General features: G+C 69.8%; 27 protein-coding genes and 1 pseudogene. 9 read left to right on the top strand and 19 right to left on the bottom strand.

Going from position 1 to position 23,110, the window contains the following annotated elements; genetic code table 11:
• Positions 1–19: 19 nt before the first annotated feature.
• Positions 20–142: a hypothetical protein gene (locus G6N64_RS30555; protein WP_264002210.1), complete on the bottom strand. Its 123-nt coding sequence runs from the start codon at positions 140–142 to the stop codon at positions 20–22.
• A 249-nt stretch (positions 143–391) separates the two neighbouring features.
• Positions 392–514: a hypothetical protein gene (locus tag G6N64_RS30550; RefSeq protein WP_090363461.1), complete on the bottom strand. Its 123-nt coding sequence runs from the start codon at positions 512–514 to the stop codon at positions 392–394.
• Positions 515–878: 364 nt separating this feature from the next.
• Here G6N64_RS30550 and G6N64_RS27045 point away from each other — a divergent pair, with 364 nt between their 5' ends.
• Genes G6N64_RS27045 through G6N64_RS27035 form a run of 3 tightly spaced genes read left to right on the top strand, consistent with a single transcriptional unit; the run spans position 879 to position 4,492 of the window.
• The gene (locus G6N64_RS27045; RefSeq protein ID WP_163800862.1) at positions 879–3,176 is read left to right on the top strand and encodes an MMPL family transporter; all 2,298 of its coding nucleotides are present in this window, start codon (positions 879–881) and stop codon (positions 3,174–3,176) included.
• A 1-nt stretch (position 3,177) separates the two neighbouring features.
• On the top strand, positions 3,178–3,861 hold the full coding sequence (locus G6N64_RS27040) for a TetR/AcrR family transcriptional regulator (RefSeq protein ID WP_163800861.1): 684 nt from the start codon (positions 3,178–3,180) through the stop codon (positions 3,859–3,861).
• The gene (locus G6N64_RS27035; RefSeq protein WP_163800860.1) at positions 3,854–4,492 is read left to right on the top strand and encodes a class I SAM-dependent methyltransferase; all 639 of its coding nucleotides are present in this window, start codon (positions 3,854–3,856) and stop codon (positions 4,490–4,492) included. The genes G6N64_RS27040 and G6N64_RS27035 overlap by 8 nt, the downstream gene beginning before the upstream one ends.
• Before the next feature lie 114 nt (positions 4,493–4,606).
• Here G6N64_RS27035 and G6N64_RS27030 read toward each other — a convergent pair whose 3' ends face one another.
• Positions 4,607–5,320 (bottom strand): NAD-dependent deacylase, encoded by a 714-nt coding sequence (locus G6N64_RS27030; RefSeq protein WP_163802150.1) that lies wholly within the window; start codon positions 5,318–5,320, stop codon positions 4,607–4,609.
• A gap of 37 nt (positions 5,321–5,357) precedes the next feature.
• Here G6N64_RS27030 and G6N64_RS27025 point away from each other — a divergent pair, with 37 nt between their 5' ends.
• Positions 5,358–5,723 carry an Rv1152 family transcriptional regulator gene (locus G6N64_RS27025; protein WP_163800859.1) on the top strand — a complete coding sequence of 122 codons (366 nt, stop codon included), beginning with the start codon at positions 5,358–5,360 and terminating at the stop codon, positions 5,721–5,723.
• Here the strand turns inward: G6N64_RS27025 and G6N64_RS27020 are convergent.
• From G6N64_RS27020 to G6N64_RS27010, 3 genes are all read right to left on the bottom strand, one after another.
• Positions 5,720–6,493, bottom strand: a complete 774-nt coding sequence (locus G6N64_RS27020) for a class I SAM-dependent methyltransferase (RefSeq protein ID WP_163802149.1) — start codon at positions 6,491–6,493, stop codon at positions 5,720–5,722. The two genes, G6N64_RS27025 and G6N64_RS27020, sit on opposite strands and share 4 nt — an antisense overlap.
• A gap of 101 nt (positions 6,494–6,594) precedes the next feature.
• The gene (locus G6N64_RS27015) at positions 6,595–7,119 is read right to left on the bottom strand and encodes a DUF1697 domain-containing protein (protein ID WP_163800858.1); all 525 of its coding nucleotides are present in this window, start codon (positions 7,117–7,119) and stop codon (positions 6,595–6,597) included.
• A complete protein-coding gene (locus tag G6N64_RS27010) occupies positions 7,116–7,937 on the bottom strand; it encodes a class I SAM-dependent methyltransferase (protein ID WP_163800857.1) in 822 nt (273 codons plus the stop codon). The genes G6N64_RS27015 and G6N64_RS27010 overlap by 4 nt, the downstream gene beginning before the upstream one ends.
• Positions 7,938–8,007: 70 nt before the next feature.
• Here G6N64_RS27010 and G6N64_RS27005 point away from each other — a divergent pair, with 70 nt between their 5' ends.
• Complete coding sequence (locus G6N64_RS27005; protein ID WP_163800856.1) at positions 8,008–8,451, top strand: PPOX class F420-dependent oxidoreductase; 444 nt, start codon at positions 8,008–8,010, stop codon at positions 8,449–8,451.
• A 58-nt stretch (positions 8,452–8,509) separates the two neighbouring features.
• On the top strand, positions 8,510–8,689 hold the full coding sequence (locus tag G6N64_RS27000; RefSeq protein ID WP_163800855.1) for a DUF5302 domain-containing protein: 180 nt from the start codon (positions 8,510–8,512) through the stop codon (positions 8,687–8,689).
• Here the strand turns inward: G6N64_RS27000 and G6N64_RS26995 are convergent.
• The 8 genes from G6N64_RS26995 to G6N64_RS26960 form a co-directional block, all read right to left on the bottom strand.
• Positions 8,686–9,990: an acyltransferase family protein gene (locus tag G6N64_RS26995; RefSeq protein ID WP_163800854.1), complete on the bottom strand. Its 1,305-nt coding sequence runs from the start codon at positions 9,988–9,990 to the stop codon at positions 8,686–8,688. The genes G6N64_RS27000 and G6N64_RS26995 overlap by 4 nt on opposite strands.
• A gap of 49 nt (positions 9,991–10,039) precedes the next feature.
• The gene (locus tag G6N64_RS26990; protein WP_163802148.1) at positions 10,040–11,176 is read right to left on the bottom strand and encodes an MFS transporter; all 1,137 of its coding nucleotides are present in this window, start codon (positions 11,174–11,176) and stop codon (positions 10,040–10,042) included.
• Between the two features lie 217 nt (positions 11,177–11,393).
• A complete protein-coding gene (locus G6N64_RS26985; protein WP_163800853.1) occupies positions 11,394–13,025 on the bottom strand; it encodes a monocarboxylic acid transporter in 1,632 nt (543 codons plus the stop codon).
• Positions 13,022–13,384, bottom strand: coding sequence for a DUF485 domain-containing protein (locus G6N64_RS26980; protein ID WP_174266890.1), 363 nt, complete (start codon positions 13,382–13,384; stop codon positions 13,022–13,024). Before G6N64_RS26980 ends, G6N64_RS26985 begins: the two co-directional genes overlap by 4 nt.
• Positions 13,385–13,530: 146 nt before the next feature.
• The gene (locus G6N64_RS26975) at positions 13,531–15,264 is read right to left on the bottom strand and encodes a sodium/solute symporter (protein WP_163800852.1); all 1,734 of its coding nucleotides are present in this window, start codon (positions 15,262–15,264) and stop codon (positions 13,531–13,533) included.
• The gene (locus tag G6N64_RS26970) at positions 15,261–15,626 is read right to left on the bottom strand and encodes a hypothetical protein (protein WP_163800851.1); all 366 of its coding nucleotides are present in this window, start codon (positions 15,624–15,626) and stop codon (positions 15,261–15,263) included. Before G6N64_RS26970 ends, G6N64_RS26975 begins: the two co-directional genes overlap by 4 nt.
• A complete protein-coding gene (locus G6N64_RS26965) occupies positions 15,619–16,407 on the bottom strand; it encodes a LytR/AlgR family response regulator transcription factor (protein ID WP_163800850.1) in 789 nt (262 codons plus the stop codon). The genes G6N64_RS26970 and G6N64_RS26965 overlap by 8 nt, the downstream gene beginning before the upstream one ends.
• Entirely contained in the window at positions 16,404–17,618 is a 1,215-nt protein-coding gene (locus tag G6N64_RS26960; protein ID WP_163800849.1) for a sensor histidine kinase, read from the bottom strand. Before G6N64_RS26960 ends, G6N64_RS26965 begins: the two co-directional genes overlap by 4 nt.
• Before the next feature lie 56 nt (positions 17,619–17,674).
• On the opposite strand from G6N64_RS26960, the gene G6N64_RS26955 reads away from it, so the two are divergent.
• Positions 17,675–18,253, top strand: a complete 579-nt coding sequence (locus G6N64_RS26955) for an HhH-GPD-type base excision DNA repair protein (protein ID WP_163800848.1) — start codon at positions 17,675–17,677, stop codon at positions 18,251–18,253.
• 106 nt (positions 18,254–18,359) lie between these two features.
• Complete coding sequence (locus tag G6N64_RS26950) at positions 18,360–18,509, top strand: DUF1059 domain-containing protein (RefSeq protein ID WP_163800847.1); 150 nt, start codon at positions 18,360–18,362, stop codon at positions 18,507–18,509.
• 101 nt (positions 18,510–18,610) lie between these two features.
• Here the strand turns inward: G6N64_RS26950 and G6N64_RS26945 are convergent, their stop codons facing one another.
• The 4 genes and pseudogenes from G6N64_RS26945 to G6N64_RS26930 form a co-directional block, all read right to left on the bottom strand.
• On the bottom strand, positions 18,611–19,117 hold the full coding sequence (locus G6N64_RS26945; protein WP_163800846.1) for a GNAT family N-acetyltransferase: 507 nt from the start codon (positions 19,115–19,117) through the stop codon (positions 18,611–18,613).
• Positions 19,114–19,425, bottom strand: a pseudogene (locus tag G6N64_RS26940) (type II toxin-antitoxin system TacA family antitoxin); the annotation flags it as partial. The pseudogene G6N64_RS26940 and the gene G6N64_RS26945, both read right to left, overlap by 4 nt.
• Positions 19,426–19,700: 275 nt before the next feature.
• Positions 19,701–20,765 carry an Rv1157c family protein gene (locus tag G6N64_RS26935; RefSeq protein WP_163800844.1) on the bottom strand — a complete coding sequence of 355 codons (1,065 nt, stop codon included), beginning with the start codon at positions 20,763–20,765 and terminating at the stop codon, positions 19,701–19,703.
• A 61-nt stretch (positions 20,766–20,826) separates the two neighbouring features.
• Positions 20,827–21,492 (bottom strand): hypothetical protein, encoded by a 666-nt coding sequence (locus G6N64_RS26930; RefSeq protein WP_163800843.1) that lies wholly within the window; start codon positions 21,490–21,492, stop codon positions 20,827–20,829.
• A gap of 137 nt (positions 21,493–21,629) precedes the next feature.
• Between G6N64_RS26930 and G6N64_RS26925 the strand changes: the two genes are divergently transcribed.
• Positions 21,630–22,829 carry a mannosyltransferase gene (locus G6N64_RS26925; RefSeq protein WP_163802146.1) on the top strand — a complete coding sequence of 400 codons (1,200 nt, stop codon included), beginning with the start codon at positions 21,630–21,632 and terminating at the stop codon, positions 22,827–22,829.
• Here G6N64_RS26925 and G6N64_RS26920 read toward each other — a convergent pair.
• Positions 22,807–23,091, bottom strand: coding sequence for a 4a-hydroxytetrahydrobiopterin dehydratase (locus tag G6N64_RS26920; protein WP_163800842.1), 285 nt, complete (start codon positions 23,089–23,091; stop codon positions 22,807–22,809). The genes G6N64_RS26925 and G6N64_RS26920 overlap by 23 nt on opposite strands.
• Positions 23,092–23,110 lie beyond the last annotated feature (19 nt).

The raw sequence follows: 23,110 nt of genomic DNA, 5'->3' as shown, positions 1-23,110 counted from the left end.
CGGTGCTCGACGCGGCGGCTCAGACGGCGTAGGCGAGGTCCGGGAACTGGTCGGTGGTGTCACCCTCGATGAGGACGTCGCCGTGGTACAGCGCGTCGAAGTCGACCTTGATGACGTTGTCATTGCTCTCGTCGATCCACATGTACTGAACAGTAACCACGGGGATTGAGAGAACTCTGAGCCCGTCTTCTGAGTTTCATGGCATTTCCTACCGCCGAGTAGGTTCGCGGCCTTCGCCCTGCCGCGAAACGCACGAAGCCGCCGACGCATACGTCGGCGGCTTGCGATCCCCACGGGACTCCAGCGTTGCGCGCGCGGGCGCGTCACTGCTGTCGACCCACCTGGGGTGGGCGCGGCGGAACGGTCGATCGGGCGGGCGGACCCGCGTCGATCAGACCGCTGCGGCGAGGTCCGGGAACTGCTCGGAGGTGTCACCCTCGACCAGGACGTCGCCGTGGTACAGCGCGTCGAAGTCGACCTTGATGACATCGGCACTGGTGTCGTCGATCCACATGTACTGGACAGTAACCATCACCATTAAGAGTTCTTTGAGTCACGATTCAGAAAACTGTGGCAATTTCTTACCGGTGAGTAGATCGAGGACCCTGCGGCGCATTCGTCCGATGGCCGATCACCCGCCAGCAAGATCCGTCCTTCGAGGCCAAGGGCCGACGAGGCAACGGTAGGCGCGCGGTTCGCCGATCGGGGCACCCGGCATCAGCAAACCGGCCGTTGGGCGTCGAGACGACGAGGACGACTTCGCCGCCGACCCTCGCTGCGCGAACGTTCCCGCGGCGCCTCGAGCGTCGAGCGGCGATCTCTTGATCGTCCGGGTTAACGCTGATAAGTTATCGCCGATATCTCGGGAGGGTCAGTACGTGCTGCGCAGAATCGCCTTGCTCGCCATCGCCGCGCCCCGGCGCGTCCTCCTCCTGGCCGCTCTCGTCATGATCGCCGCCGCGGTGTTCGGAGTCCCGGTCGCCAAGAGCCTGTCTGCGGGAGGCTTCCAAGACCCCACCTCGGAGTCCGCCCAGGCCGCTGAACTCCTCACCCGAACGTTCGGCCAGGGCGACATGCAGATGCTCGTCACGGTGACGTCGGCCGACGGCATCGACGCTCCCGCCGCACGCGCGGCGGCCGCGGACGTCGTCGCCCACCTCGAACGATCGCCCCACGTCGCGAACGTGACGTCGGCCTGGACGGTGCCGCCGGAGGCGGCCGGGGAGATGACGAGCCGGGACGGCACGAGCGGCGTGATCGTCGCGGGGCTCACCGGCGGCGAGAACGACGGGCAGAAGTACGCCAAGGCGCTCGCCGACGAGGTCGTCTTCGACCGCGACGGGGTCGAGGTCCGCGCCGGCGGCATCGCCATGGTCTACGCACAGATCACCGCGCAGTCCGAACGCGACCTGCTGCTCATGGAGTCGATCGCCATCCCCCTGAGCTTCGTCGTGCTGGTGTGGGTCTTCGGGGGACTGGTGGCGGCGGCGCTGCCGATGACGATCGGCGCCCTTGCCATCGTCGGCTCGATGGCGGTGCTGCGGCTGATCACCCTCGGCACCGACGTGTCGATCTTCGCGCTGAACCTCTCCATCGCACTCGGGTTGGCGCTCGCGATCGACTACACCCTGCTCATCGTCAGCCGGTACCGCGACGAACTCGCCGACGGCGTCCCACCGGAGAGGGCACTGATCCGCACGATGACGACCGCGGGCCGCACCGTGCTGTTCTCCGCCGTGACGGTCGCGCTGTCGATGGCCGCGATGCTGCTGTTCCCGATGTACTTCCTCAAGTCGTTCGCGTACGCGGGTGTCGCGACCGTCGCGTTCGCCGCCTCGGCCGCCGTCATCGTCACGCCCGCTGCCATCTGGTTTCTCGGGGACCGACTCGACGCGCTCGACGTGCGCCGCCCCGTACGTCGGCTGTTCCGTCGGGACGCGCCGGCGCCCAAACCCGTCGAGCAGCTGTTCTGGTACCGCTCGACCCGATTCGTCATGCGCCGCGCTGTCGTCATCGGACTGGCCGTGGTGGTGCTCCTCCTCGCGCTCGGGACGCCGTTCCTGTCGGTCAAGTGGGGGTTCCCGGACGACCGGGTGCTGCCGACGTCGGCGTCGGCGCACGAGGTGGGGGACCGTCTGCGCAACGACTTCGCCGACGACTCGGCGACGGCGGTCACCGTCGTCATCCCGGACGCCGCCGGGCTGCCGCCCGCCGCGCTGGAGCGCTACGCGTCGGAACTGTCCCGGGTCGCCGACGTCACCTCGGTCTCGTCGCCGACGGGGGCCTTCGTCGACGGCGCGCTCGCTGGTCCGCCGGTCGCGCCGACTTCGGTCGCCGACGGCAGCGCCTTCCTGACCGTCTCCAGCACCGCGCCGCTGTTCTCCGACCGCTCGGACGTCCAACTCGACGCGCTGCACGCGGTGGCCAGTCCGGACGGCCGGGGGGTGCAGTTCACCGGTACCGCCCAAATAAACCGTGACAGCGTCGATTCGATCACCAGCAGGCTGCCCTGGGTGCTCGGCTTGATTGCCGTCATCACCTTCGGGCTGCTGTTCCTGCTGACCGGCAGCGTGATCCTCCCGCTCAAGGCCGTCGTCCTCAACGTGCTGTCGCTGACGGCGGCGTTCGGGGCGCTCGTCTGGATCTTCCAGGATGGCCATCTCGGCGCGCTCGGGACGACGCCGACGGGCACGCTGGTCGCCAACATGCCGGTGTTGTTGTTCTGCATCGCCTTTGGGCTCGCAATGGACTACGAGGTGTTCCTGGTCGCCCGCATCCGCGAGTACTGGCTGACGTTGCGGCCCCGCGAAGGGGCGAGGGGGCAGGAGGCCCGTGCAGCCAACGACGAGGCCGTCGCGCTCGGGTTGGCGCGAACCGGTCGGGTCATCACCGCGGCGGCCCTGGTCATGTCGATCTCGTTCGCCGCGCTCATCGCGGCGCAGGTGTCGTTCATGCGGATGTTCGGCGTGGGCCTGACGTTGGCGGTGCTGGTCGACGCGACGCTGGTGCGGATGATGCTGGTGCCGTCGTTCATGCACGTGATGGGCGGATGGAACTGGTGGGCGCCGGCGCCGCTCGTCCGCCTGCACCGCCGGATCGGCATCAGCGAGGCAGGGCCCGGGGACGACGCTCCGGACCCGCCGCTGAGGGTCACCAGCGGCTCGACGGTGCGCTGACGTGACCGTCGAACCCCTCCGCCGACGGCGGGCCCCGCGCGGCTCGGGTGAGCAGCTGCGAGAGGAAATCCTCGATGCCACAACGGATCTGCTCCTCGAGACCGGCCACGCCAAGGCGGTGTCGATCCGCGCGGTCGCCCAGCGCGTCGGCGTCACGCCGCCGTCGATCTACCTGCACTTCGCCGACAAGGACGCGCTTCTCGACGCCGTGTGCGCCGGATACTTCGAGCGCCTCGACCGGGTGATGCAGCAGGTCGTCGTCGATCAACCCACGACCCTGGACCGGCTGCGCGCGCAGGGCATGGCCTACGTCCGCTTCGCGCTGGAGACGCCGGAGCTGTACCGCATCGCGCTGATGGGCGAGCCGATGCCCGGCAGCGACGTGGACGTCACGCTCAACAGTTCGGCGTTCGCGCACCTGCGGGACACCGTGCAGGCGCTCATCGACGAGGGCATCTATCCGCCGGGCGACGCCACGGTGATGGGACTCGAACTCCTCACCGTCGCGCACGGGGTGGTCGCCCTGGTGATCGCCCGGCCCTACCTACCCTTCGGCGACGTCGAGGTGTACGCCGACCGGGTGCTGCGATCGGCGTGCCTGGGCCGCGTCGCACTGGGGTCGCTCGCCGACGACGTACCGCCGCAGGAAGCGCTCGACTATCTGAGGGGACAGACCGATGTCTGACACGAACACCGTCGACAACCCGTTCTTCGCCGCGCTGTGGGCCCGGATGTCGACCCGCGAGACCGAGGCCATCCGTCGGCTGCGTCGCGAGAACCTGACCGGGCTGACCGGCCGCGTGCTCGAGGTGGGCGCCGGCACGGGGACCAACTTCGCGCTGTACCCGGACACCGTCACCGAGGTGGTCGCCGTCGAGCCCGAGCAGCGGCTGGCGGCGCTGGCCCGCACCGCCGCGGCCGAGGCGTCCGTACCCGTGACCGTCACCACCGACACCGTGGAGCAGTTCGACGACGGGGAGCCCTTTGACACGATCGTCTGCTCGCTGGTGCTGTGCTCGATCGACCAGCCCGATGCCGTTCTGCGACAGCTGCTCTCGGCACTGCGCCCGGGCGGGGAGTTGCGCTACCTCGAGCACGTGGCGAGTACGGGCCCGCGGGCACGCCTGCAACGCCTCGCCGACGCCACCGTGTGGCCCCGGCTGCTCGGCAACTGCCACACCCACCGCGACACCGAGGCCTCGATCGCCGCGGCGGGCTTCGAGGTGACCCGCGCCCGCCGGGAGTGGGTGCTACCCGCCTGGGTCCCCATGCCGGTGTCGGAGACGGCGATCGGCCGGGCCGTCCGCCCCGCGTAGTCCCGGCCCGGCCTTAACCGCGAGCAGACGCGAACTCCCCTGCTTCGGTGCGAAAGAGGGGAGTTGACGTCTGCTCGCCGGAGGAAGGTGACCCGAGGAGGGGGTGCTCGCGCGTCAGCCCAGCAGGGCGGGCAGGCGCTGCAGCAGGGTGGGCAGCGTCGAGGCGGCCTTCGCGCGGAGGCTCAGCGTCGCCGACGCCGACAGCGCGGTCTCCTCGGGGTTGATCTCGATGACGGGGATGCCGCTCGACAACGCCAGCTCGGGAAGACCCGCGGCGGGGTAGACGACCGCCGACGTGCCCACGACGATCGCGACGTCGGCGTTGCGGACCGCGTCGACCGACCGGTCCCACGCGTCGGCGGGCAGTCCCTCGCCGAACCACACCACGTTCGGCCGGATGAGTCCGCCGCAGACGCAGGTCGGCGGTTCGACGACCTCGACGGGTTCGGGCATCGCGGGCAATGGGCCGTCGTATGGCAGATCGCAACGGTCGCAACGGAACTCGAACAGGCTGCCGTGCAGGTGGTACACCCGGCTGCTGCCGCCACGCTCGTGCAGGTCGTCGACGTTCTGGGTGACCACGTGCACCTCGGCGTGGTCCTCCCACGCGGCGATGGCGCGGTGGCCGTCGTTGGGTTGGACGGCCTTCATCATGTAGTGCCGCCAGAGGTACCAGGCCCAGACCTTCTCGGGGTGGCGCTGCCAGCCGTCGCTGCTGGAGATCTCGTACGGGTCGACCTTCGCCCAGAGTCCGGTCTCGACGTCACGGAACGTCGGGACACCACTCTCGGCGGAGATGCCCGCACCGCTGAGCACGGTCACTTGCACGTTCACCAAACTAGTCGTTGTTTGCTTTACTGGACAGGTGACCGATTTGGGGGAATGGGTTCGGGTGGATCCGCACGCGACGAAACCATTGTTCGACCAGTTGCGGACTCAGATCATCGAGGGGATACGGGAGGGACGGTTGTCGCCTGGGTCGCGACTGCCGACCGTCCGCGAACTCGCCGGTGAGCTGACCATGGCGGTCAACACCGTCGCCAGGGCCTATCGCGAGCTGGAGGCGGCGGGCATCCTGGAGACGCGGGGACGGTTCGGAACGTTCGTGGCGCGAGCCGACCCGGCCGACTCGGCGATGGCCAGCGCTGCCCACGCCTACGCCGCGGCGGCGAAGTCGCTCGGCGTCGGCAAGACCGCGGCGCTCGGGTACGTCGAGGCAGCGCTGAGCTAACCGAACTCCAGCAACGTCAACGCGGGCCGAACGGGGTCGAGCAGCGGTGTCCGCTGGGCAAGCCACAACAGTTTGTTGAGCACCAGGCCCCGGCCCTGCGGCAGCGTCACGTCGTGCACGGCACGCACCCCGGGTACGACGTCGACGAGCTTCGCGGCCTCGGCCGCCGACATGGCGAACGGCATCTTGGGGATGCGGTAGCGCAGTGACGTGGGCATGCCGCGACGTGCCACCCAGGCGAACCACGACGGGGGCAGGTCGAACATCATCCGGCCACCGGGAAAGCGCCTGGCGCACTCGGTGATCAGCCCCATGGCCTCCGTGGGCTGCAGGTACATCAGCAGACCCTCGGCGGTGATGAAGACGCCTTCGTCGGGATCGACGCGGTCCATCCAGCTGAAGTCCAGCGCGGACTGCGCGGCCACGTCCACGCGGTCGGACGGCGGGAGCAACCGTTCGCGCAGCGCGACGACCGGCGGCAGCTCGACGGTCAGCCATCGGAAGCGGTCGTCGTCGACCGAGGCGGCCAGACGGTAGAAGCTGGTCTGCAGTCCCTCGGCGAGCGCGACGACCGTGGCCTCCGGGCGGTCGCGGAGGTAGTCCCGGGTCGCGGCGTCGAAGGCCAGCGCGCGCAGGGCCATGTCCTGGCGGTTGGTGTAGCCGAACTTGGCGAAGTCGAAGGAGATGGAGTCGACGAGGCGGATCGCCTCCGGGTCGTCGATGATGCCGTCGGGTCGGCGTGCCTCGCTGGCACGGACCTGCAGCGTCATCAGGGCGGTCTCCGAGACGCCCGTCAGCGGGGCGTCGACCTTCTCGGTCGGGGTGGCGTCCGGGCGGGGTTCGGGGGTCACCTTCGCGAATGTACCGAAGGTCAGGAGACCAGCACCTTGTCGATGGTGCGGAGGTTGCGCGTCGTGGTCGAGGACTTGTACCGCTTCCTGCCCATCGTCTTCCCCATGGCCGACGTCAGCGTCGCGGAGCGCGGCACCTGCCAGTAGACGACCCCGTCGCCGCGCCGGATCGACTCGTCGGGACCGGCGTCGTCGGACAGGGCGGCGAGTTCCTCGAGCACGTCGCCATCGGAGACGAACGTGACGTAGGAGTGGTGCCCCTCGACCTCCCGGGTGAAGGGGTAGGCGTCGGAGATGGCGCGGACCGTCGCCAGGTCGTAGGCCAGGACCCACGCCTCGTAACCGAAGCGGTCGCGCAGCGCTCTCTCGGCCTTCTTCCGCACTGCTTTCACGCCGTCGTCGTGGTCGACCACGACGTTGCCGCTCGCCAGGACGGTCCTCGTGTTCCCGAAGCCGGCGTCGGTCAGCGCGGCGGCGACGTCGGCCATCTTGAGGGTGACGCCCCCGACGTTGACGCCCCGCAGGAACAGGGCGTAGCGGGTCATCCGAACTCCAGCAGCGTGGTGCTCGGCCGGGCGCGACGGACGGCCCCGACGCGGTCCAGCGGTGGCCATGACGCCGCTCGCCACAGCCCACGCCCGGGCGGCAGGGCGACGTCGTGGGCGACGCGCACCCCGTCGACGTGACCCGCCAGCGCGAGCGCGTCGTCGGGGCTCTGACCGAACGGCATCGGCGGCGCGATGTACCGGTCGGACAGCTTCCAGCCCTTCAGCGTGCGCCTGCTCAGCCAGGGCGGGATCGAGTCGAACATCATCCGACCGCCGGGGAAGCGGGCCGCACACGCGCGGATCAGTCCGAGCGCGTCCTCGGGTTCGAGGTACATCAGCAGGCCCTCGGCGGTGATGAACGCGCCGTCGGTCGCGTCGACGCCGTCCATCCACGACGTGTCGAGTGCCGACTGCGCGAGTTCGGTGATGCGGTCGTCGCGCGGCAGCAGACGGCGACGCAGGTCGATCACGGGCTCGAGATCGACGGAGTACCAGTGCACCTGATCGACCACGCCGGTGCGTTCGAGACGCCAGAAGCTGGTCTGCAACCCCTCGGCCAGTGCGACGACGGCGGCCCGCGGGTGGTCGGTGAGGTAGGCGCGCGCGGCGGCGTCGAAGGCGACGGCCCGCAGCGCGTGCGACTGGTTGGGCCTACCGAACTTCAGGTAGTCGTAGGAGATCGCGTCGAGCAGCGTCACCGCCCACGGATCGCGGATCACGCCGTCGGACCGCTTGGCCTCCGTCGCGCGGTTGTGCAGCGTCCACAGCGTGGTCGCGGACACGCCGTCCAGGGTGGTGCCGTCGATGGCGCTCATGGCTGTCATCGTAGGTATCGGTCGGTCGAACCCGGTCGGGTTCCCAGCGGTCGGTCGTAGGCTTGTCGCCATGACCCGCGACGTGTTCGACGACAAGCTCCTGGCCGTGCTCAGCGGCAACGCGCTCGGGGTGCTCGCCACCATCAAGCACGATGGTCGGCCGCAGCTGTCGAACGTCACCTACCACTTCGACGCGCAGCACGTCGCTCTGCAGGTGTCGGTGACCGAACCGCGCGCCAAGACCCGCAACCTGCGTCGGGATCCCCGCGCGTCGATCCACGTGGCGTCCGACGACGGCTGGTCCTACGCGGTCGCCGAGGGCGACGCGATCCTGACGCCACCGGCCGCGGCACCCGACGACGACACCGTCGAGGCGTTGATCGCGTTGTACCGCAACGTCGCCGGAGAGCATCCGGACTGGGATGACTACCGTCGCGCCATGGTCGACGACCGTCGCGTGCTGCTCACGCTGCCGATCTCCCACCTCTACGGTCTGCCGCCCGGCGTCCGCTGAGCGCGGCCCGGGCGGAAACCTGGCGGCGTCCCCGGCTTCCGCGCGCTAATGTTCGATCATGGCCGACGCACCCGAACCCGAACTCGAAGACGAGAACAAGCGCAAGTTCCGCGAGGCACTCGAACGCAAGAAGGCCGCCTCCGGCAACGGTGCGAAGCACGAGGATGCCGGCAACAAGCAGCCCCGCGCGCACGGCCCGCAGGAGAGCCGACGGGAGTTCCGGCGCAAGAGCGGTTAGACCGCGGTCCGGACGGTCGGCCGGGCAATCACCCGAGCCGCGACCAGTGCGACCAGCATCACCGAAACGCAGTACACGCCTTGATCTTTGAGGCCCCATGCGACGGACGCCAAGGTGGCGGCTCCGGCGACGCACAGTAGGGTGCCGACGAGTACGCTGCGCGGGCCCGGCCGGACGACGACGCCGCCGTCCCACAGCGGCAGAGGCGTGTTCTCCAGTGGCCGCAGGACGAGGAACGCCGCCGCGACGAGCGCGAGGACCACGGCCAACTGGACGACGCTGAGCACCAGGAAGTGCGGTTGCCCGGGGTAGCGGGGCAGTCCGAGGCCGTCGAACACCAGGTGCACTCCGAGCAGCACGGGCATGTGCCAGAGGTAGAGCGTCATCGCGCCGGTGTTGCCGATGACCGCGAGCCGCCACACCCTTGGCCGTCTGGCCCACCGGCTGATGGCGGGTGCGCACCCGATCGCGAACGCGCACAGCATGATCGCGTGTCCGGCCATCAGCAGCGACGGCGGTGACATGTTCTTGAGCTGCTGGGACTCGATGCCGACCAGGCTCAGCTCGTAGGGGCCCATCCACAGCAGCGCCAGGTTCACGGCCAGTGCGGCCGCGCCGAGCACGACACCCTGGCGCGGACTCAGCAGCCCACGCCGGTACGCGACCCCCAGCATGCCGGGGATCAGCCACGCCACCAGGTTCACGTAGGCCACGATGGCGGGCACGTCGCCGCCGATGCGCAGGTGGTCGACGGCCGCGATCAGCAGATACGTCCCGCCCATGGCGACCATCAGGCGGGGCACGCTGGTGATCCGGGCGAGGAGCGGCACCGCCGCGAGGACGAGGACGTAGGCGCCGAGGAACCACAGCAGCTGGATCGAGATGCCCGCGACGGGTTCGTAGACGTGTACGGGCAGGACGTGGCGCAGCACGATCAGCGCGACCGCCCAGAACGCCAGGTAGGAGAACACCGGGCGGTAGAGCCGGCTGCACCGCTTCAGCAGCCAGCCACCCCAATTTCCCCGGTAGGACTCGACCGACGCCGCCACCCCCGCGAAGAAGAACAGCGGCATGATCTGGAACACCCAGGTGAGCGCCTGGAACACCACCGACGTGGTGAGCAGGTTGTCCCAGTGGAAGACCCCGTCGGCGATGATGCTGGTCGCCATGACGGTGTGCCCGGCGACGACGCCGAGCAGCGCGACGATGCGGATGACGTCGATCGTCCTGTCGCGGCCCGCGGGGGTCTGGCCGTCGATCTCGGCCGCGGTCGGAAACGCTTTGAGGAGAGCAGATGCCATGGCTATGAACCTAAGCGGCCCGCGGCGCCCGAACCCTAGGTAGAACCACTCAATTCGCGGCGGCCGCGCGCCGCCGCGCCCTCGACTCCTGGAACAGGATCGCCGCGAGGCAGACCGCCGATAGCGCGGCGACCGCGAACGCGAAGGTGATGCCCGCGGTGCGCAAGCCCCACGCCTGGGCGGCCAGCCCGGCGCCGACGACGGGCAGCGAGATCGCCACGTAGGCCACCACGAAGTAGGTGGAGCTGACCTCGGCGCGGCGCCCGGCGGGCGTGCCCTCGACGACGGCGGCCAGGCCACGGCTGAAGCTGATGCCCTGGCCGGTGCCGGCCACGACCGCCGCGACGATCAGCGTGGGCAGCGACGAGAAGTGCAGTGCCGCCGCCAGCAGGCACATGCCGACCACCAGCAGCGCGCAGCCGAACGCCACTGCGCGCGGGGGATGCATCCGACGCGCCAGCACCTGGGCGATCGCCGAGGCGACGAAGATCGTGCTCGCGACCGCACCCGCGACGGCGTGATTGCCGATGCCGATGACGGTGGACAGGAACGACGGAGCGACGGCCATGAACAGGCCCGTCACGGTGAAGCCGGCGAATGCGGCGGTCACGGCGGTGATGAACACCGGCCGCACCACCGGCGGGATCGACAGCCGCTGCAGGCCGATCCGACCGTCACGTGACGACGTCTCCGGCACCAGCAGGACGGCTACCGCGGCCAGAGCCATCAGGACGATGTGCACGATGAACGGCAACTGCAGGGGATGCGCTGCGTACTGCACGAGGATGCCCGCCACGATCGGGCCCAGGCTCAGGCCGCCGATGTTGGCGATGGTGGCGACCACCGCCGCGAACTCGCGGCGCGCCTCGGGTGCGGCCTCGACGATCGCGGCGGTGGCGGTGCCGGTCACCACGCCTGCGGAGAATCCCGACAGCAGGCGCGCGACGAGGAGGATCGGGACGCTGTCGGCGAGCAGGAACACCACGGCGCTCGCGACGGCGAACCCGACGCCCGCCAGCAGCAGGGGCCGCCGCCCGACGGCGTCCGACCAGCTGCCGAACACGAGCAGTGCGGTGAGCACGCCGACGGCGTAGGTCGAGAAGATCACCGTCGTCGTCAGCACCGAGAAGTGCATCTCGTCGGCGTACAGCGCGTAGATCGGCGTCGGGAGCGTGGTGCCCATCATCGCCGTGACGAACAGGTACGCCAGCAGCGGCAGCGCGAACCGGCCGGACCTGGTGGCGGGGGTGGTGGTCTCGGGTGTCACCCGTCGAGTGTCGAGCACGCAGCAAGACAACGCCCACTCGGCGCCAGGACTTCCCTGGACGGTCACACGTCGAGATAGCGCTGACGGCGGTGAACTGCGAGTGCTGGTAGCGGTCAGCGCTATCTCGACGTGACTCCTAGTGCGAGACCGCCTTCTCGGCGCCGATGCCGGTGAGCGACCGGACCTCCATCTCGGCGGCGACCTTCGGGTCCTCGTCGTCCGGCGAGGTGAACGTTCCGACGACGCCCAGGATGAACGCCAGCGGGATCGACACGATGCCGGGGTTGGCGAGCGGGAAGAACGCGAAGTCGACGCCGGGCATCATCGCCGTCGCCGAGCCGGACACGGCGGGGGAGAAGACGATCAGCACGATCGTGGAGATCAGGCCGCCGTACATGCTCCACAGCGCGCCGCGGGTGTTGAACCGCCGCCAGTACAGCGAGTAGATGATCGTCGGCAGGTTGGCCGCCGCCGCGACCGCGAAGGCCAGCGCGACCAGGAAGGCCACGTTCTGCCCGTTGGCGAGGATGCCGAGGCCGATCGCGACGACACCGAGCACCACCGCGGTGATGCGCGAGACCTTCACCTGCTCGGCCTCGGTCACCTGATTCTTCTTCCACACCGACGCGTAGATGTCGTGGGCGAACGACGCCGACGCGGTGATCGTCAGCCCGGCCACCACGGCGAGGATCGTCGCGAAGGCGACCGCCGAGATGATGCCGAGCAGGACCACGCCGCCGAGTTCGAACGCCAGCAGCGGTGCGGCCGAGTTCACCTTGCCGGGCGCGGCCAGGATGCGGTCCGGGCCGACGATGGCGGCGGCGCCGTAGCCGAGGGCCAGGGTGAACAGGTAGAAGGCGCCGATCAGCGCAATCGCCCATACCACCGACCGGCGGGCCTCCTTGGCCGTCGGCACCGTGTAGAAGCGCATCAGCACGTGCGGGAGGCCCGCAGTACCGAGCACCAGCGCGATGGCCAGCGACAGGAAGTTGATCTGCGAGGTCACCGAGCCGCCGTACTGGGCGCCCGGCGCCAGGACGTCGCGGGCGGCGACGGCCTTGTCGGCCGACCCGGAGATGGCCGTCTGCGCGGCACCGAGGATCTCGGAGAAGTTCGCGCCGAACTTGGCGAGCACCATGATCGTCATCAGGCCGGCACCGGCGATCAGCAGCACGGCCTTGATGATCTGCACCCACGTGGTGCCCTTCATGCCGCCGACGAGGACGTAGACGATCATCAGCACGCCGACGACGGCGATGACGACGGCCTGTCCGGCGGAGCTGGTGACGTTGAGCAGGAGCGCGACCAGCCCACCGGCGCCGGCCATCTGAGCCAGCAGGTAGAACAGCGACACCGTCAGGGTCGACGTGGCCGCGGCGACGCGAACGGGACGCTGCTTGAGCCGGAAGCTCAGCACGTCGGCCATCGTGAACCGGCCGGTGTTGCGCAGCAGTTCGGCGACGAGCAGCAGGGCCACCAGCCAGGCGACCAGGAAGCCGATCGAGTAGAGGAAGCCGTCGTAGCCGTAGACGGCGATGGCGCCTGCGATGCCGAGGAAGCTCGCAGCCGACAGGTAGTCGCCGGCGATTGCGATGCCGTTCTGCGGACCGGAGAAGCCGCGGCCGCCGGTGAAGAACTCGTCGGCGGTGGCGTTCTTCTTGCTGGCACGGATGACGACGATCATCGTCACGACGACGAACAACGAGAAGATGCCGATGTTGGCGACGGGGTTGCCGACGGCCTCGGCGGCGAGCAGCGTGGTCGTCACTTGGCGCGTCCTTCCAGTTCGGCCTCGAGTTCACCGCGGATGGCGGCGGCCCGGGGGTCGAGTTCACGATTCGCGAATCGGACGTAGAGGCCGGTGATGACGAACGTCGTCAGGAACTGGCCCAACCCGATGAGCAGGCCGACGTTGACGTTGCCGAACACCTGGATGGCCATGAAGTCGTGGGCGAACGCGCCGAGCAGCACGTACACCACGTACCAGACGATGAAGAAGGCGGTCATCGGAAACACGAAGCGGCGCAGTCTGCTTCGCAGTTCCTGGAACTCAGGGCTGGCTTGGACCTCCTGGTACCGCTCGCCGCTGATCGCGGCCGCGGGATCGGAGGGGAGGGTCTCGGGCACCGCTGATCTCCTGACGTGGGTGAACTCAGATCTTGGGGTTACCTTATTGAGACTCACGTCACATCCGGGGGGTTTCGCAGTCTGGGACGCCGAAACCCGGAGGGCGTGCGGTGAGCGGTAACTCGGTGACGACGAGCGGTCGGGGTTCAGCCGCGCGGCAGGCGTTCGATGCCCATGCCGAGCCGCTCGGGCAGGTGCATGCGCGCGAAAATCCTCGCCACGTCCGGCGGTCTCGACGACGAGGTGACTCTGCTGACCACCAGCATCACGAGGAATGCCAGGGGCACGGTGACGGCGGCGGGGTAGCCCACGATGGCGGCGGGCCATCCGCCGAGGAGCGCCTCGTCGAGGCCGCCGGTGATCGCCAGGGTGGTGGCGGCGCCCGATGCGACGCCGCCGATCACCAGGCCCCACGCGGCGCCCGTTGCGGTCAGGCCGCGCCACCAGATGCCGAGGACGAGCAGCGGGCACAGCGTCGACGCGGCCACCGCGAAGGCGAGCCCGACACTGCGGGACAGCTCGAGCGAGGACGCCAGCAGCGCAAGGGGAATCGGGATCAGGCCACCGACGAGTGCGGCGATCCGGAAGTCCCGGACGCGGCCCCGCAGGACGTCGGTCGACAGCGCGCCTGCGATGCTGATCAGCAAGCCGGACGACGTCGCGAGGAACGCGGCGATGGCACCCGCGGCGACGAGTGCGGCGAGGCCCGCGCCGGCCATCCCGCCGACCGCAGCGCTCGGGAGCAGCAGTACCGCGGCGTCGGCGGTGCCGGTGATGAGCAACTGCGGGACGAACTGCCGGGCGAAGACGCCGAGCAGGGTGGGGAACAGATAGAACAGCGACAGCATCGCGATGACGGCCAGCGCCGTCCGCCGGGCCGCCGCGCCGTCGGGGTTGGTGTAGAACCGCACCAGGACGTGCGGCAGGCCCATGGTGCCGAGGAACGTCGCGACGATGATCGACAGCACCTGGTACAGCGGGTGGCTGCCGCCGAGGCCGCCGCCCGACGCCATCCAGTCCTCGCCCGCGCTCGGTGCGCCCGCGACCACCGGCGTCGCCGACCCCTCCGCCAGAGTCAGCGTGCTTCCGGCGGCGAGCGTGTACCGGCCCGGTTCGGGGAACGGTCCGTCGACGGACGAGCCGTCGACGGTGCCCGTCACCGTGATGCCGGCCGGAGCTGCGACCTGGACGACGACGTCGGTCTCGACGGTGACCGTGGTCTGTTGGCCGACCAGCGGTGGCAGTGGGCCGCCGAGGTCGGTGCCGTCCCTCGCGACCAGCGCGAGGAGCGCGAGGGCGGGTACCGCGATCGCGGTGAGCTTGAGCCAGTACTGGAACGCCTGCACGAACGTTATCGACCGCATGCCGCCGCCGACGACGTTGACGATCACGATCGTGCCGACTGCCACGGGTCCCACCCAGACCGGCAGTCCGAGAAGCGTCTTCAGCGCAAGACCGGCGCCCTGGTACTGCGGCACCAGGTAGAAGATGCAGACGACGACCACCACCAGCATCGCGACCTTGCGCAGGCGTGCAGAGCCGAGCCGGAACTCGGCGAAGTCCGGCACGGTGTAGGCGCCCGACCGGCGCAACGGCGCGGCGACGAACAGCAGCAGCCCGAGGTAACCGGCGGTGAACCCGACCGGATACCACAGCGCGTCGGCCCCATACTTGGCGATCAGGCCGGCGACGCCGAGAAACGATGCGGCAGAGAGGTACTCGCCGGAGATGGCCGCGGCGTTCCACTGCGGTCCGATGCTGCGGGACGCGACGAGGAAGTCGGACGTCGTGCGGGACAGCCGGATTCCGTAGAAGCCGATGGCGATCGTGGCCAGGGCGGCGGCCAGGAGCGCGGCGGCGGTCAGGGGTGCGTGGGTCACGGCTCGTCGTCAATGACGCGGACGAAGTCCCGCTCGCCCTGTTCGGCGAGACGCACGTACAGCCGACCGACCCCGTAGAGGACCGGATAGACGACGACCGCGAGCAGCAGCCAGTTGAGTTGAATTCCGGCGACCCGGATCTCGGCGATCTCCGGGAACGCGCCGACGACGAGGGGGACCGCCGCCACCGCGACCAGTACGACGGCCGCCAGGCGCAGGGCGAGGCCGAGCTGGGCGCGCACCAGGCCGCGGACGAGGGCGTCGCCGACCTGGGTCTGCTCCTGCACCTCCACGCGGGTCCTGATGACGCGGGCGCCCCGCCGGTGCGACAGGACGACGCGTTCGCGGTGCGGCCTAGTCATGTTCGGCTCCCGGGCGCAGGTTGCGCATGGGGTCCCGGATCAGCCGGTCGCGCAGTTCCTTGGCCTGCCTGCGGCTCACGGGCAGTTCGACCGCGGGTGAGGCGCCGTTGGCCCTGAGGCGGACCAGCACGGAGCCGTCCGTCGACCGGACACCGGTGACCTGGCGCAGCGCCACCAGGTAGGAGCGGTGGATGCGTTGAAAACCCCTGTCGCGCCATCGGGATTCGAGCGTGCTGAGCGGGATGCGGACCAGGTGGGCGCCCGACGCGGAGTGCAGCCGTGCGTAGTCGCCCTCGGCCTCCACCCAGCCGATGCTCTCCCGGGGGACCAGCTGGGTGATGCCGCCGAGTTCGGCGGGGATGACGTCGGAGTCCTCGTCGACCGGGGCCTCGTCGCGGCGCTCGGTGGCCAGCACCCGGCGAACCGCCTCGTCGAGACGGCTCTGGCGGATCGGCTTCAGCAGGTAGTCGACGGCGCCGACGTCGAAGGCCTCGACGGCCTTGTCGTCGTGCGCGGTGACGAAGACGATCGCGGGACGGTAGGAGAAGTTGGCCAGGACGCCGGCCAGTTCGAGACCGCTGAGCCCCGGCATGTTGATGTCGAGGAAGACCGCGTCGACGTGGCGCTGGTTGAGTTCGCGCAGAGCCGAGGTCGCATCACCGGCGACGACGACGTCGTCGATGGCGGGGTGTTGGCCGAGGAGGTACGCCAGTTCGTCGAGGGCGGGCGCCTCGTCGTCCACGGCGAGCACCGTCAGGCCGTCCCTGGACGCTCCACTCACGTCATCGCCCCTCCGCCGGCCCGGACGCCGGTCGCGAACTTCGGAACCCGCATGATGACCTTGGTGCCCGACCCCATCGCCGTCTCGACCACCAGACCGTAGTCGTTGCCGAATGCCGCGCGCAGGCGATGGTCGACATTCGTCAGCCCGACGTGCGCCGAGTGGCCCGCAGCGGGCGACGCGCCGTCGGCCAGTGCGTCGGCGGGACCGGATCGCAGCGCCTCGGGGTCCATGCCGACGCCGTCGTCCTCGACGGTGATGACGCAGTCGGTGCCCTCGTCGAGGGCGACGATCTCGACGCTGCCACCCCGCCGGTCGGCGAACCCGTGCCGAACGGCGTTCTCCACCAACGGTTGCAGCACCAGGAAGGGCACGACGACGTTCAGCATCTCGGGTGCGACCTGAAGCCTGACCTTGAGCGCGTCGCCGAAGCGGGCGCGCTCGAGGGTGAGGTAGCGGTCGATGTTGCGCAGTTCGTCCGACAGCGTCGTGTACTGGCCCGCGGCGCGGAACGAGTAACGGGTGAAGTCGGCGAACTCGAGGATGAGGTCGCGGGCGCGGTCGGGGTCGGTGCGCACGAACGAGGCGATCGTGGTGAGCGCGTTGTAGATGAAGTGCGGGCTGATCTGCGCCCGCAGGGCCAGCACCTCCGCGCGGTCGAGGCGGGCACGCGACGCGTCGAGGTCGGCGAGTTCGAGTTGGCTCGCGGCGTAGCGGGCCACCTCGCCGATCGCGCCCAGCGTGCCCGGCCCGGGCTCGCGTGCCATCGCGGCCACCAGGACGCCGAGGGTGTCACCGCCGTCGGTGACCAGCGGCTGCGCGACCATCGCCCCGCCGCGGTGCTCGGCCATGATCCGGCGCTGCCCGGTGAGCGCGTCCGCTGCGGCCGACGAGGCCTCGGCCAAGGCGTCGTCATCCCACGCGGTGCGGTCGTCCGGGTCGCGGGCCAGGTGCTGGCCGGCGTCGTCGAACAGCACGACGGCGTCGGCGCCGGTGAGCCTGCGCAGGAACGGCGCCGCGCGCAACGCGGAATCGGGACCTAGCCCGTCGCGGAGCGCGTGCGCGGCGAGTGAGGCGGTGTGCAGTGCCTCGTGGGTGGCGCGTTCGGTGGGGGTGGCCACCACCCGGCGGGTCCGCACGACGACGATGGCGGCGATCACGGTGGCCAGGATCAGCGCGGCCGCGAGTGCAATCGCGATCTCGCCCGGCATGTCACCTCGCACTGGTCGGGGCCTTCTTCAGGTGGTGGTCACCTTAGACTGGCTCGATGGCGAAGTTGCAGCTCGTGCAAGATCCGGCGGCCGACGAACTGTTGGAGTCGAACCCGTTCGCGCTCCTCGTCGGCATGCTCCTCGATCAGCAGATCCCGATGGAGGTCGCGTTCGCGGGGCCGCGCAAGATCGCCGACCGGATGGGTGACGTGGACGCTCGCGAGATCGCCGACTACGACCCGGAGAAGTTCATCGCACTGGTGTCGGAACGCCCCGCGGTGCATCGCTTCCCGGGCTCCATGGGCAAGCGCGTGCAGGAGCTGGCCCGCGTCATCGTCGACGAGTACGGCGGCAGTGCCGCGGCGCTGTGGACGGCCGGTGACCCGGACGGCGCCGAGGTGCTGCGACGGCTGAAGGCGCTGCCCGGCTTCGGTGATCAGAAGGCGCGGATCTTCCTCGCGCTGCTCGGCAAGCAGTACGGCGTCACGCCGACGGGCTGGCGCGCCGCAGCGGGGGACTACGGCAAGGACGGCGTGCACATGTCGGTCGCCGACGTCGTCGACGCCGGCTCGCTGGACGAGGTGCGGGCGTTCAAGAAGGCGGCCAAGGCCCGCGCGAAGGCTGCGAAAGCCTGACCATTTGTGCGCCGATCCTGCTGGGAGATCGCCTCCCGGGGCCGGATCGCGATTCTGACAGCAGTCTCGGCAGCGGGGGTGAGGCCGCTCGTGGGATCGTTGATACATGGCCAAGACACATTTGAACTGCCCGTGCGGCGAAGCGATCACTGGCGCGGATGAGGACGACCTCGTGGAGAAGGCTCAGACGCATCTCTCGGAGTCACATCCCGGTCGTGAGTACGACCGGGAGATGATCCTCTTCATGGCGTACTGACCCACGATCTCGGTCCCCGCACTCTCCGGCGCGTGACGTTTAGCGCGCGCATGTTCGAACTCGATGTCCATTCCGTGACCGACCGGCTTGGTGCAACTCGGTCACCTGTCCGGATCGACCAGGGCTCGGGCGTCCTTGATCAGCAGCAGCAGGTGCAGCGGATCGGTAGGTGAGGGCTCGAAGTCGAAGTGTGCATACAAGGCGCGGGCCTGCTCGTGCAGGGCATGCACGATAAGCGCCCGCACGCCGATGATCTCCGCTGCCGCCACGGCGCGGGTGATCGCGTCGCGCAGGAGGTGCGCCCCCAGGCCCAGACCCTTGTGCGTGGCGTCGACCGCCAGCCGCGACAGCAGGATAACCGGCACCGGGTCTGGCATGTTGCGGCGCACCCGCCCCGGTGTTGCGGCACGCTCGACCGCCGCTGAGGACAGCGCATAGAACCCCACGACCTGCGCGTCGCGGCAGGTCACGAAACACCGTGAGGCGCCCTCGACGTGGTTGGCCAGCGCCCGCCTGCGTAGATAATCGTCCAGGCTGGGCTCGCCGCTATCGAAGTCGGCGACAGCGTCGTCCGCGCTCATCGGCCGTGGCGCGCTGTAGACGCTCACTCGTCGAAGATCGAGGGCTCCGAGAACAACTTCTCGAGCCGTGGCTTGCGCGACACCGCGCGATCCAGGACCGATACGAACTCCGACCACGCCGAGGCGTCGAGCATGAACAGCCGGCGATCGGCGAGTACGTCGCGCGCATGAGCCAGCGTCGCGGTCACCGTGAAGTTGGTCAGATCTGTCCCCTCCACCTCCGCGGCACGACGAATCAACGCGTCCTGCTCAGCGGTCAGGCGCACGGCGAAACGTTCCGTCTTCGTAGCCATGGGTCCAATTGTGTGCCCGTTGGGCGTACAAGTCAACGCGATCGAATCTTCCACGCAGCGCATCGGCCCTTCGGAGCGCGGGAGTTGTCGCCTTGAGAAAGGAGATGGTGGGCCGACCGGGCCGAGGAGGCAACCGACATCGTGTCAGCGCTCGAGCCTGGGCGGGGCGGGTGCAGTTCGCGAGACCGCTGCGGATGGGACTGGACCGGAGGCTGCAAGCCTGACCCACGAACCAAAGCCGCGAGCGTGCGCGTCGCGCCGGGGAATCAGGCCGGCGTTCAGGTCGACGCGCACGCTCGCGGGGTGGGACGGTGGTTTCAGGGGACCACCGTCGAGCCAATTGTCGGCATGAACTGGCACTGCTTCTCGGTCGTCGTCACCTGACCGAAGATGGTCGACATGATCGACCCCGATCCGGTGTCGGCGATCGCGACGAGCGTCGTCGGGCCGGCGGGGTTGATGTCGCCCTGCGGCTTGAGCGTCGCCGAACCCGACTTGCCCGAGGTCAGGTTCACCCAGGTGACGTTGAGCGGCAGCTTCTGCTCGGCCGCGGGGCCGGGGGTGCCCATTGCGGTGAAGACGTAGGCGGTCTGGCCTGCTGCGGGGCCGGGGGCGGGGATCTTCGCCGGGCCGGCCACCGAGATCGCCGTCGCCAGAACGTTTCCGCCGTCCTTCATGCAGCCGTTGCTGATCGACGGGTACATGAAGTCCTGCGTGACCGGAGCGTCCGGTCCGAAGCCGGGAGTGGCGGCGTCGGGTGCCGGGGCGGCTGCGGCGGCGAGTGGCGCTGCCTCGGGTGCCGGCGGGGCGGCCTCCGGTGCGGGGACCGGTGCGGCCTCGGGTGCCGGAGCCGGCGTAGGTGCGGCGAGGGCGTCCGGCGCGGGGACGGCTTCCGGTGCCGGTGCGGGCGCAGGCTCGGGTGCAGGCGCCGGGGGCACGATGGCCCCTGGTGCGGGGGCGGACTCCGGAACGGCTTCAGGCGCGGGTCCCGCCGCATGCGCGGGGTTGATGCCAGCAGGCAGGTGCGCCTCGGCGCCGGGTTGCACCCCGGCTGCCGGGACGTGCGCCACCTGAGCCGCCTGCGGGTCGGCGACGAACTGGTTGACCGCGGCGGCCACGTTCTTGGAGTCCGCGGGGGCTGCCGAGTTTCCCGCAAAGGCCGCCGCGGCGGCCATGAGCATCGATGCGGCGTTCGAGGGATCCGCGGCCGCCGCCTGAATGGCGGGCGCGATGCTCTCGATCGCCGGCAGGCCGGGTGCCTGCAGGCTTCCGATCGGAATGGGCAGTGGTGCAGCCGGATCGGCGTGGGCGACCGTCTGGGCGCCGAGCGCCAGTACGGCCGACGCACCGATTGCGGTGACCATCTTCCTCATCGATGTCATGACTCTCCCGTGTGTTTGATTCCGAGTGTCTTATGGACGATTACGTGGTGTCAGCTGACGATCACGGCAGGCCGGAGGTCGGGAACATCAGCGGCGCAAGGCTTTCCAAGCTGGCAGCGCCGGCCGATGCGGCCGTAGGTGCGGCGGCCACCGCGGGTGCGGCCGCGGCCGGGACGGTGGCGACCGGGTTGGTCGGCAGCAGGCCGGCCAGCGGGATGCCCGGGGGCAGGAGCGAGGCCAGACCACTCGGGGCGGCCGCGGCGGCGGGCGCAGCGGCGGGAGCAACCGGCGCCTGAGGCAGGTTGACCTGGGCCAGCGGTGCGGCGGGCTGCGGCGCGGGTGCTGCCTGCGGCAGGTTGACCTCGGCCAGCGGTGCCGGCGCGGCCGCGGGTGCCCCGGCCGCGGGTGCGGTCAGCGGCGCCGCGATGGCGTTGAGCGGTGCGGGCAGCGAACCCGGCTGCGGCAGCGTCACCGCGGCGGTGGGAGCCGGGGCCGGCGCGGCGACCGGCTTCGCGGCGGTGCCCGTCAGGACGGAGCCCAGTGCCTGCAGCATCTGCGGCGCCTGTGCCACCGGATCGAGGAACGGCAGACCCGGGATCGTCGGCATTGCGGGGGCCGGAGCCGGGGCGGGCTCAGCCAACGCGGGTGCGGACAGCGCCACTGCGGCACCGACTGTCCCTGCAGCAGCAATCATGCTGGTGGCGAACAGTTTTCTGGCGATGTTCATGGTTCTCCCAATCGGTTGTCGGCACGTCTGCAACCGAAGCTACGGAGTTACTGGTGTTACTCAAGTGACACGTGTGGCATTTATTCAACCGTTACGCACACGTCGGCTGAGCGTGACCGGTCGCTAGAGTCGGGCGGATAACTGACCTCCCGCCCACGGCGTCCGCCGAGACCCCCACCAGGACCCGCCTGCTGCGCGCGGCGCCCTGGCTACTGGCGCTCAGCGTCGTCGCCCGACTGGCCTGGACCTACCTCGTTCCCAATGGCGCGAACTTCGTGGACCTGCACGTCTACGTCGGTGGGGCGGCCACGGTCGGGACCGGACAGTCGCTCTACGACTTCGTCTACGCCGACCAGACGCCGGACTTCCCGCTGCCCTTCACCTACCCACCGTTCGCCGCCGTCGTGTTTCAGCCGCTGCATCTGCTGCCGTTCGGCGTGCTGTCGTTCGCATGGCAGATCGGAATCATCGCCGCGCTCTACGGCGTGTCGTGGCTGAGCCTGCGACTCCTCGGCGTGCAGGCCCACCGCAGCGCCATGCTCTGGACCGCGGTCGGCATCTGGACCGAGCCGCTGCGCAGCACCTTCGACTACGGCCAGATCAACGTGATTCTCGTGCTCGCCGTGCTGTGCGCGGTCTACAGCAGCCGGTGGTGGCTGTCGGGACTGCTGGTCGGACTGGCGGCGGGGGTGAAGCTGACGCCGGCGGTGGCAGGGCTCTACTTCCTCGGCGCGCGGAGATGGGGAGCGGCGCTGTTCTCCGGGGTGGTCTTCTTTGCGACGGTCGGCGTGTCGCTGCTGGTGCTCGGCGAGCAGGCCCGCTTCTACTTCACCGACCTGCTGGGCGACGCGAGTCGCATCGGTCCGATCGGCACGTCGTTCAACCAGTCCTGGCGCGGCGGCATCTCGCGAATCCTGGGGTACGACGCCGGATACGGGCCGGCCGTCCTGGTGGCGGTTCTGGTCACGGCGGTGCTGGCCGTCTGCGCGTGGCGCGCGATCGGCGGGGCGTCGGATCGGCTCGGCGGGATCCTCGTCGTGCAACTCTTCGGGCTGCTGCTATCGCCGATCTCGTGGACCCACCACTGGGTGTGGCTGATCCCGTTGATGATCTGGCTGCTGCACGGACCGCTGCGAGATCGGATTGGTGCACGGGTGCTCGGCTGGGGGTGGCTGGCGCTGACGATCGTCGGCGTGCCCTGGCTGCTCAGCTTCGCGCAGCCGACGATCTGGGAGATCGGCCGCCCCTGGTACCTGGCGTGGGCCGGCCTCGTCTACGCCGCCGCCACCCTCGCGACGCTCGGATGGATCGGGCTCAGCCGCCGACGATCCCGTTGATCTCGCGCGCCATGTCGACGTCCTTGTCGGTGATGCCACCCTCGGAGTGCGTGACGAGCGCGAACGTGACGGTGCGCCAACGGATGTCGATGTCGGGATGGTGATCCTGCTGCTCGGCCGCCTGTGCCACGCGGCGCACCGCGTCGACACCGACGAGGAACTCCGGGAAGTCGATCGAGCGACGCAGCGCGCCGTCTTCCCGCTTCCAGCCGTTGAGGTCGGATAGTGCGGCGTCCACCTGTTCGTCCGTGAGTACAGCCATTACTCGGGTATACCGTCTG

Origin of the sequence: Mycolicibacterium sediminis (assembly GCF_010731735.1) — a bacterium.
Taxonomy (GTDB): Bacteria; Actinomycetota; Actinomycetes; order Mycobacteriales; family Mycobacteriaceae; genus Mycobacterium; species Mycobacterium sediminis.
Note: the sequence above shows the minus strand (reverse complement) of the source record. Positions and strands in the feature narration are given on the sequence as shown.

Excerpts from the sequence above, each read along its gene's own strand:
- G6N64_RS26995 (WP_163800854.1), bottom strand. The coding sequence starts at position 9,990 with ATGGCATCTGCTCTCCTCAAAGCGTTTCCGACCGCGGCCGAGATCGAC.
- G6N64_RS27015 (WP_163800858.1), bottom strand. The coding sequence starts at position 7,119 with ATGACCCGCTACGCCCTGTTCCTGCGGGGCGTCAACGTCGGGGGCGTC.
- G6N64_RS26955 (WP_163800848.1), top strand. The coding sequence starts at position 17,675 with ATGGCGAAGTTGCAGCTCGTGCAAGATCCGGCGGCCGACGAACTGTTG.
- G6N64_RS26930 (WP_163800843.1), bottom strand. The coding sequence starts at position 21,492 with ATGAACATCGCCAGAAAACTGTTCGCCACCAGCATGATTGCTGCTGCA.
- G6N64_RS27020 (WP_163802149.1), bottom strand. The coding sequence starts at position 6,493 with ATGACGCTGCAGGTCCGTGCCAGCGAGGCACGCCGACCCGACGGCATC.
- G6N64_RS27035 (WP_163800860.1), top strand. The coding sequence starts at position 3,854 with ATGTCTGACACGAACACCGTCGACAACCCGTTCTTCGCCGCGCTGTGG.
- G6N64_RS27010 (WP_163800857.1), bottom strand. The coding sequence starts at position 7,937 with ATGAGCGCCATCGACGGCACCACCCTGGACGGCGTGTCCGCGACCACG.
- G6N64_RS26990 (WP_163802148.1), bottom strand. The coding sequence starts at position 11,176 with ATGATGGGCACCACGCTCCCGACGCCGATCTACGCGCTGTACGCCGAC.
- G6N64_RS26920 (WP_163800842.1), bottom strand. The coding sequence starts at position 23,091 with ATGGCTGTACTCACGGACGAACAGGTGGACGCCGCACTATCCGACCTC.
- G6N64_RS26935 (WP_163800844.1), bottom strand. The coding sequence starts at position 20,765 with ATGACATCGATGAGGAAGATGGTCACCGCAATCGGTGCGTCGGCCGTA.
- G6N64_RS26950 (WP_163800847.1), top strand. The coding sequence starts at position 18,360 with ATGGCCAAGACACATTTGAACTGCCCGTGCGGCGAAGCGATCACTGGC.
- G6N64_RS27005 (WP_163800856.1), top strand. The coding sequence starts at position 8,008 with ATGACCCGCGACGTGTTCGACGACAAGCTCCTGGCCGTGCTCAGCGGC.
- G6N64_RS30550 (WP_090363461.1), bottom strand. The coding sequence starts at position 514 with ATGTGGATCGACGACACCAGTGCCGATGTCATCAAGGTCGACTTCGAC.
- G6N64_RS26970 (WP_163800851.1), bottom strand. The coding sequence starts at position 15,626 with ATGACTAGGCCGCACCGCGAACGCGTCGTCCTGTCGCACCGGCGGGGC.
- G6N64_RS27000 (WP_163800855.1), top strand. The coding sequence starts at position 8,510 with ATGGCCGACGCACCCGAACCCGAACTCGAAGACGAGAACAAGCGCAAG.
- G6N64_RS26960 (WP_163800849.1), bottom strand. The coding sequence starts at position 17,618 with ATGCCGGGCGAGATCGCGATTGCACTCGCGGCCGCGCTGATCCTGGCC.
- G6N64_RS30555 (WP_264002210.1), bottom strand. The coding sequence starts at position 142 with ATGTGGATCGACGAGAGCAATGACAACGTCATCAAGGTCGACTTCGAC.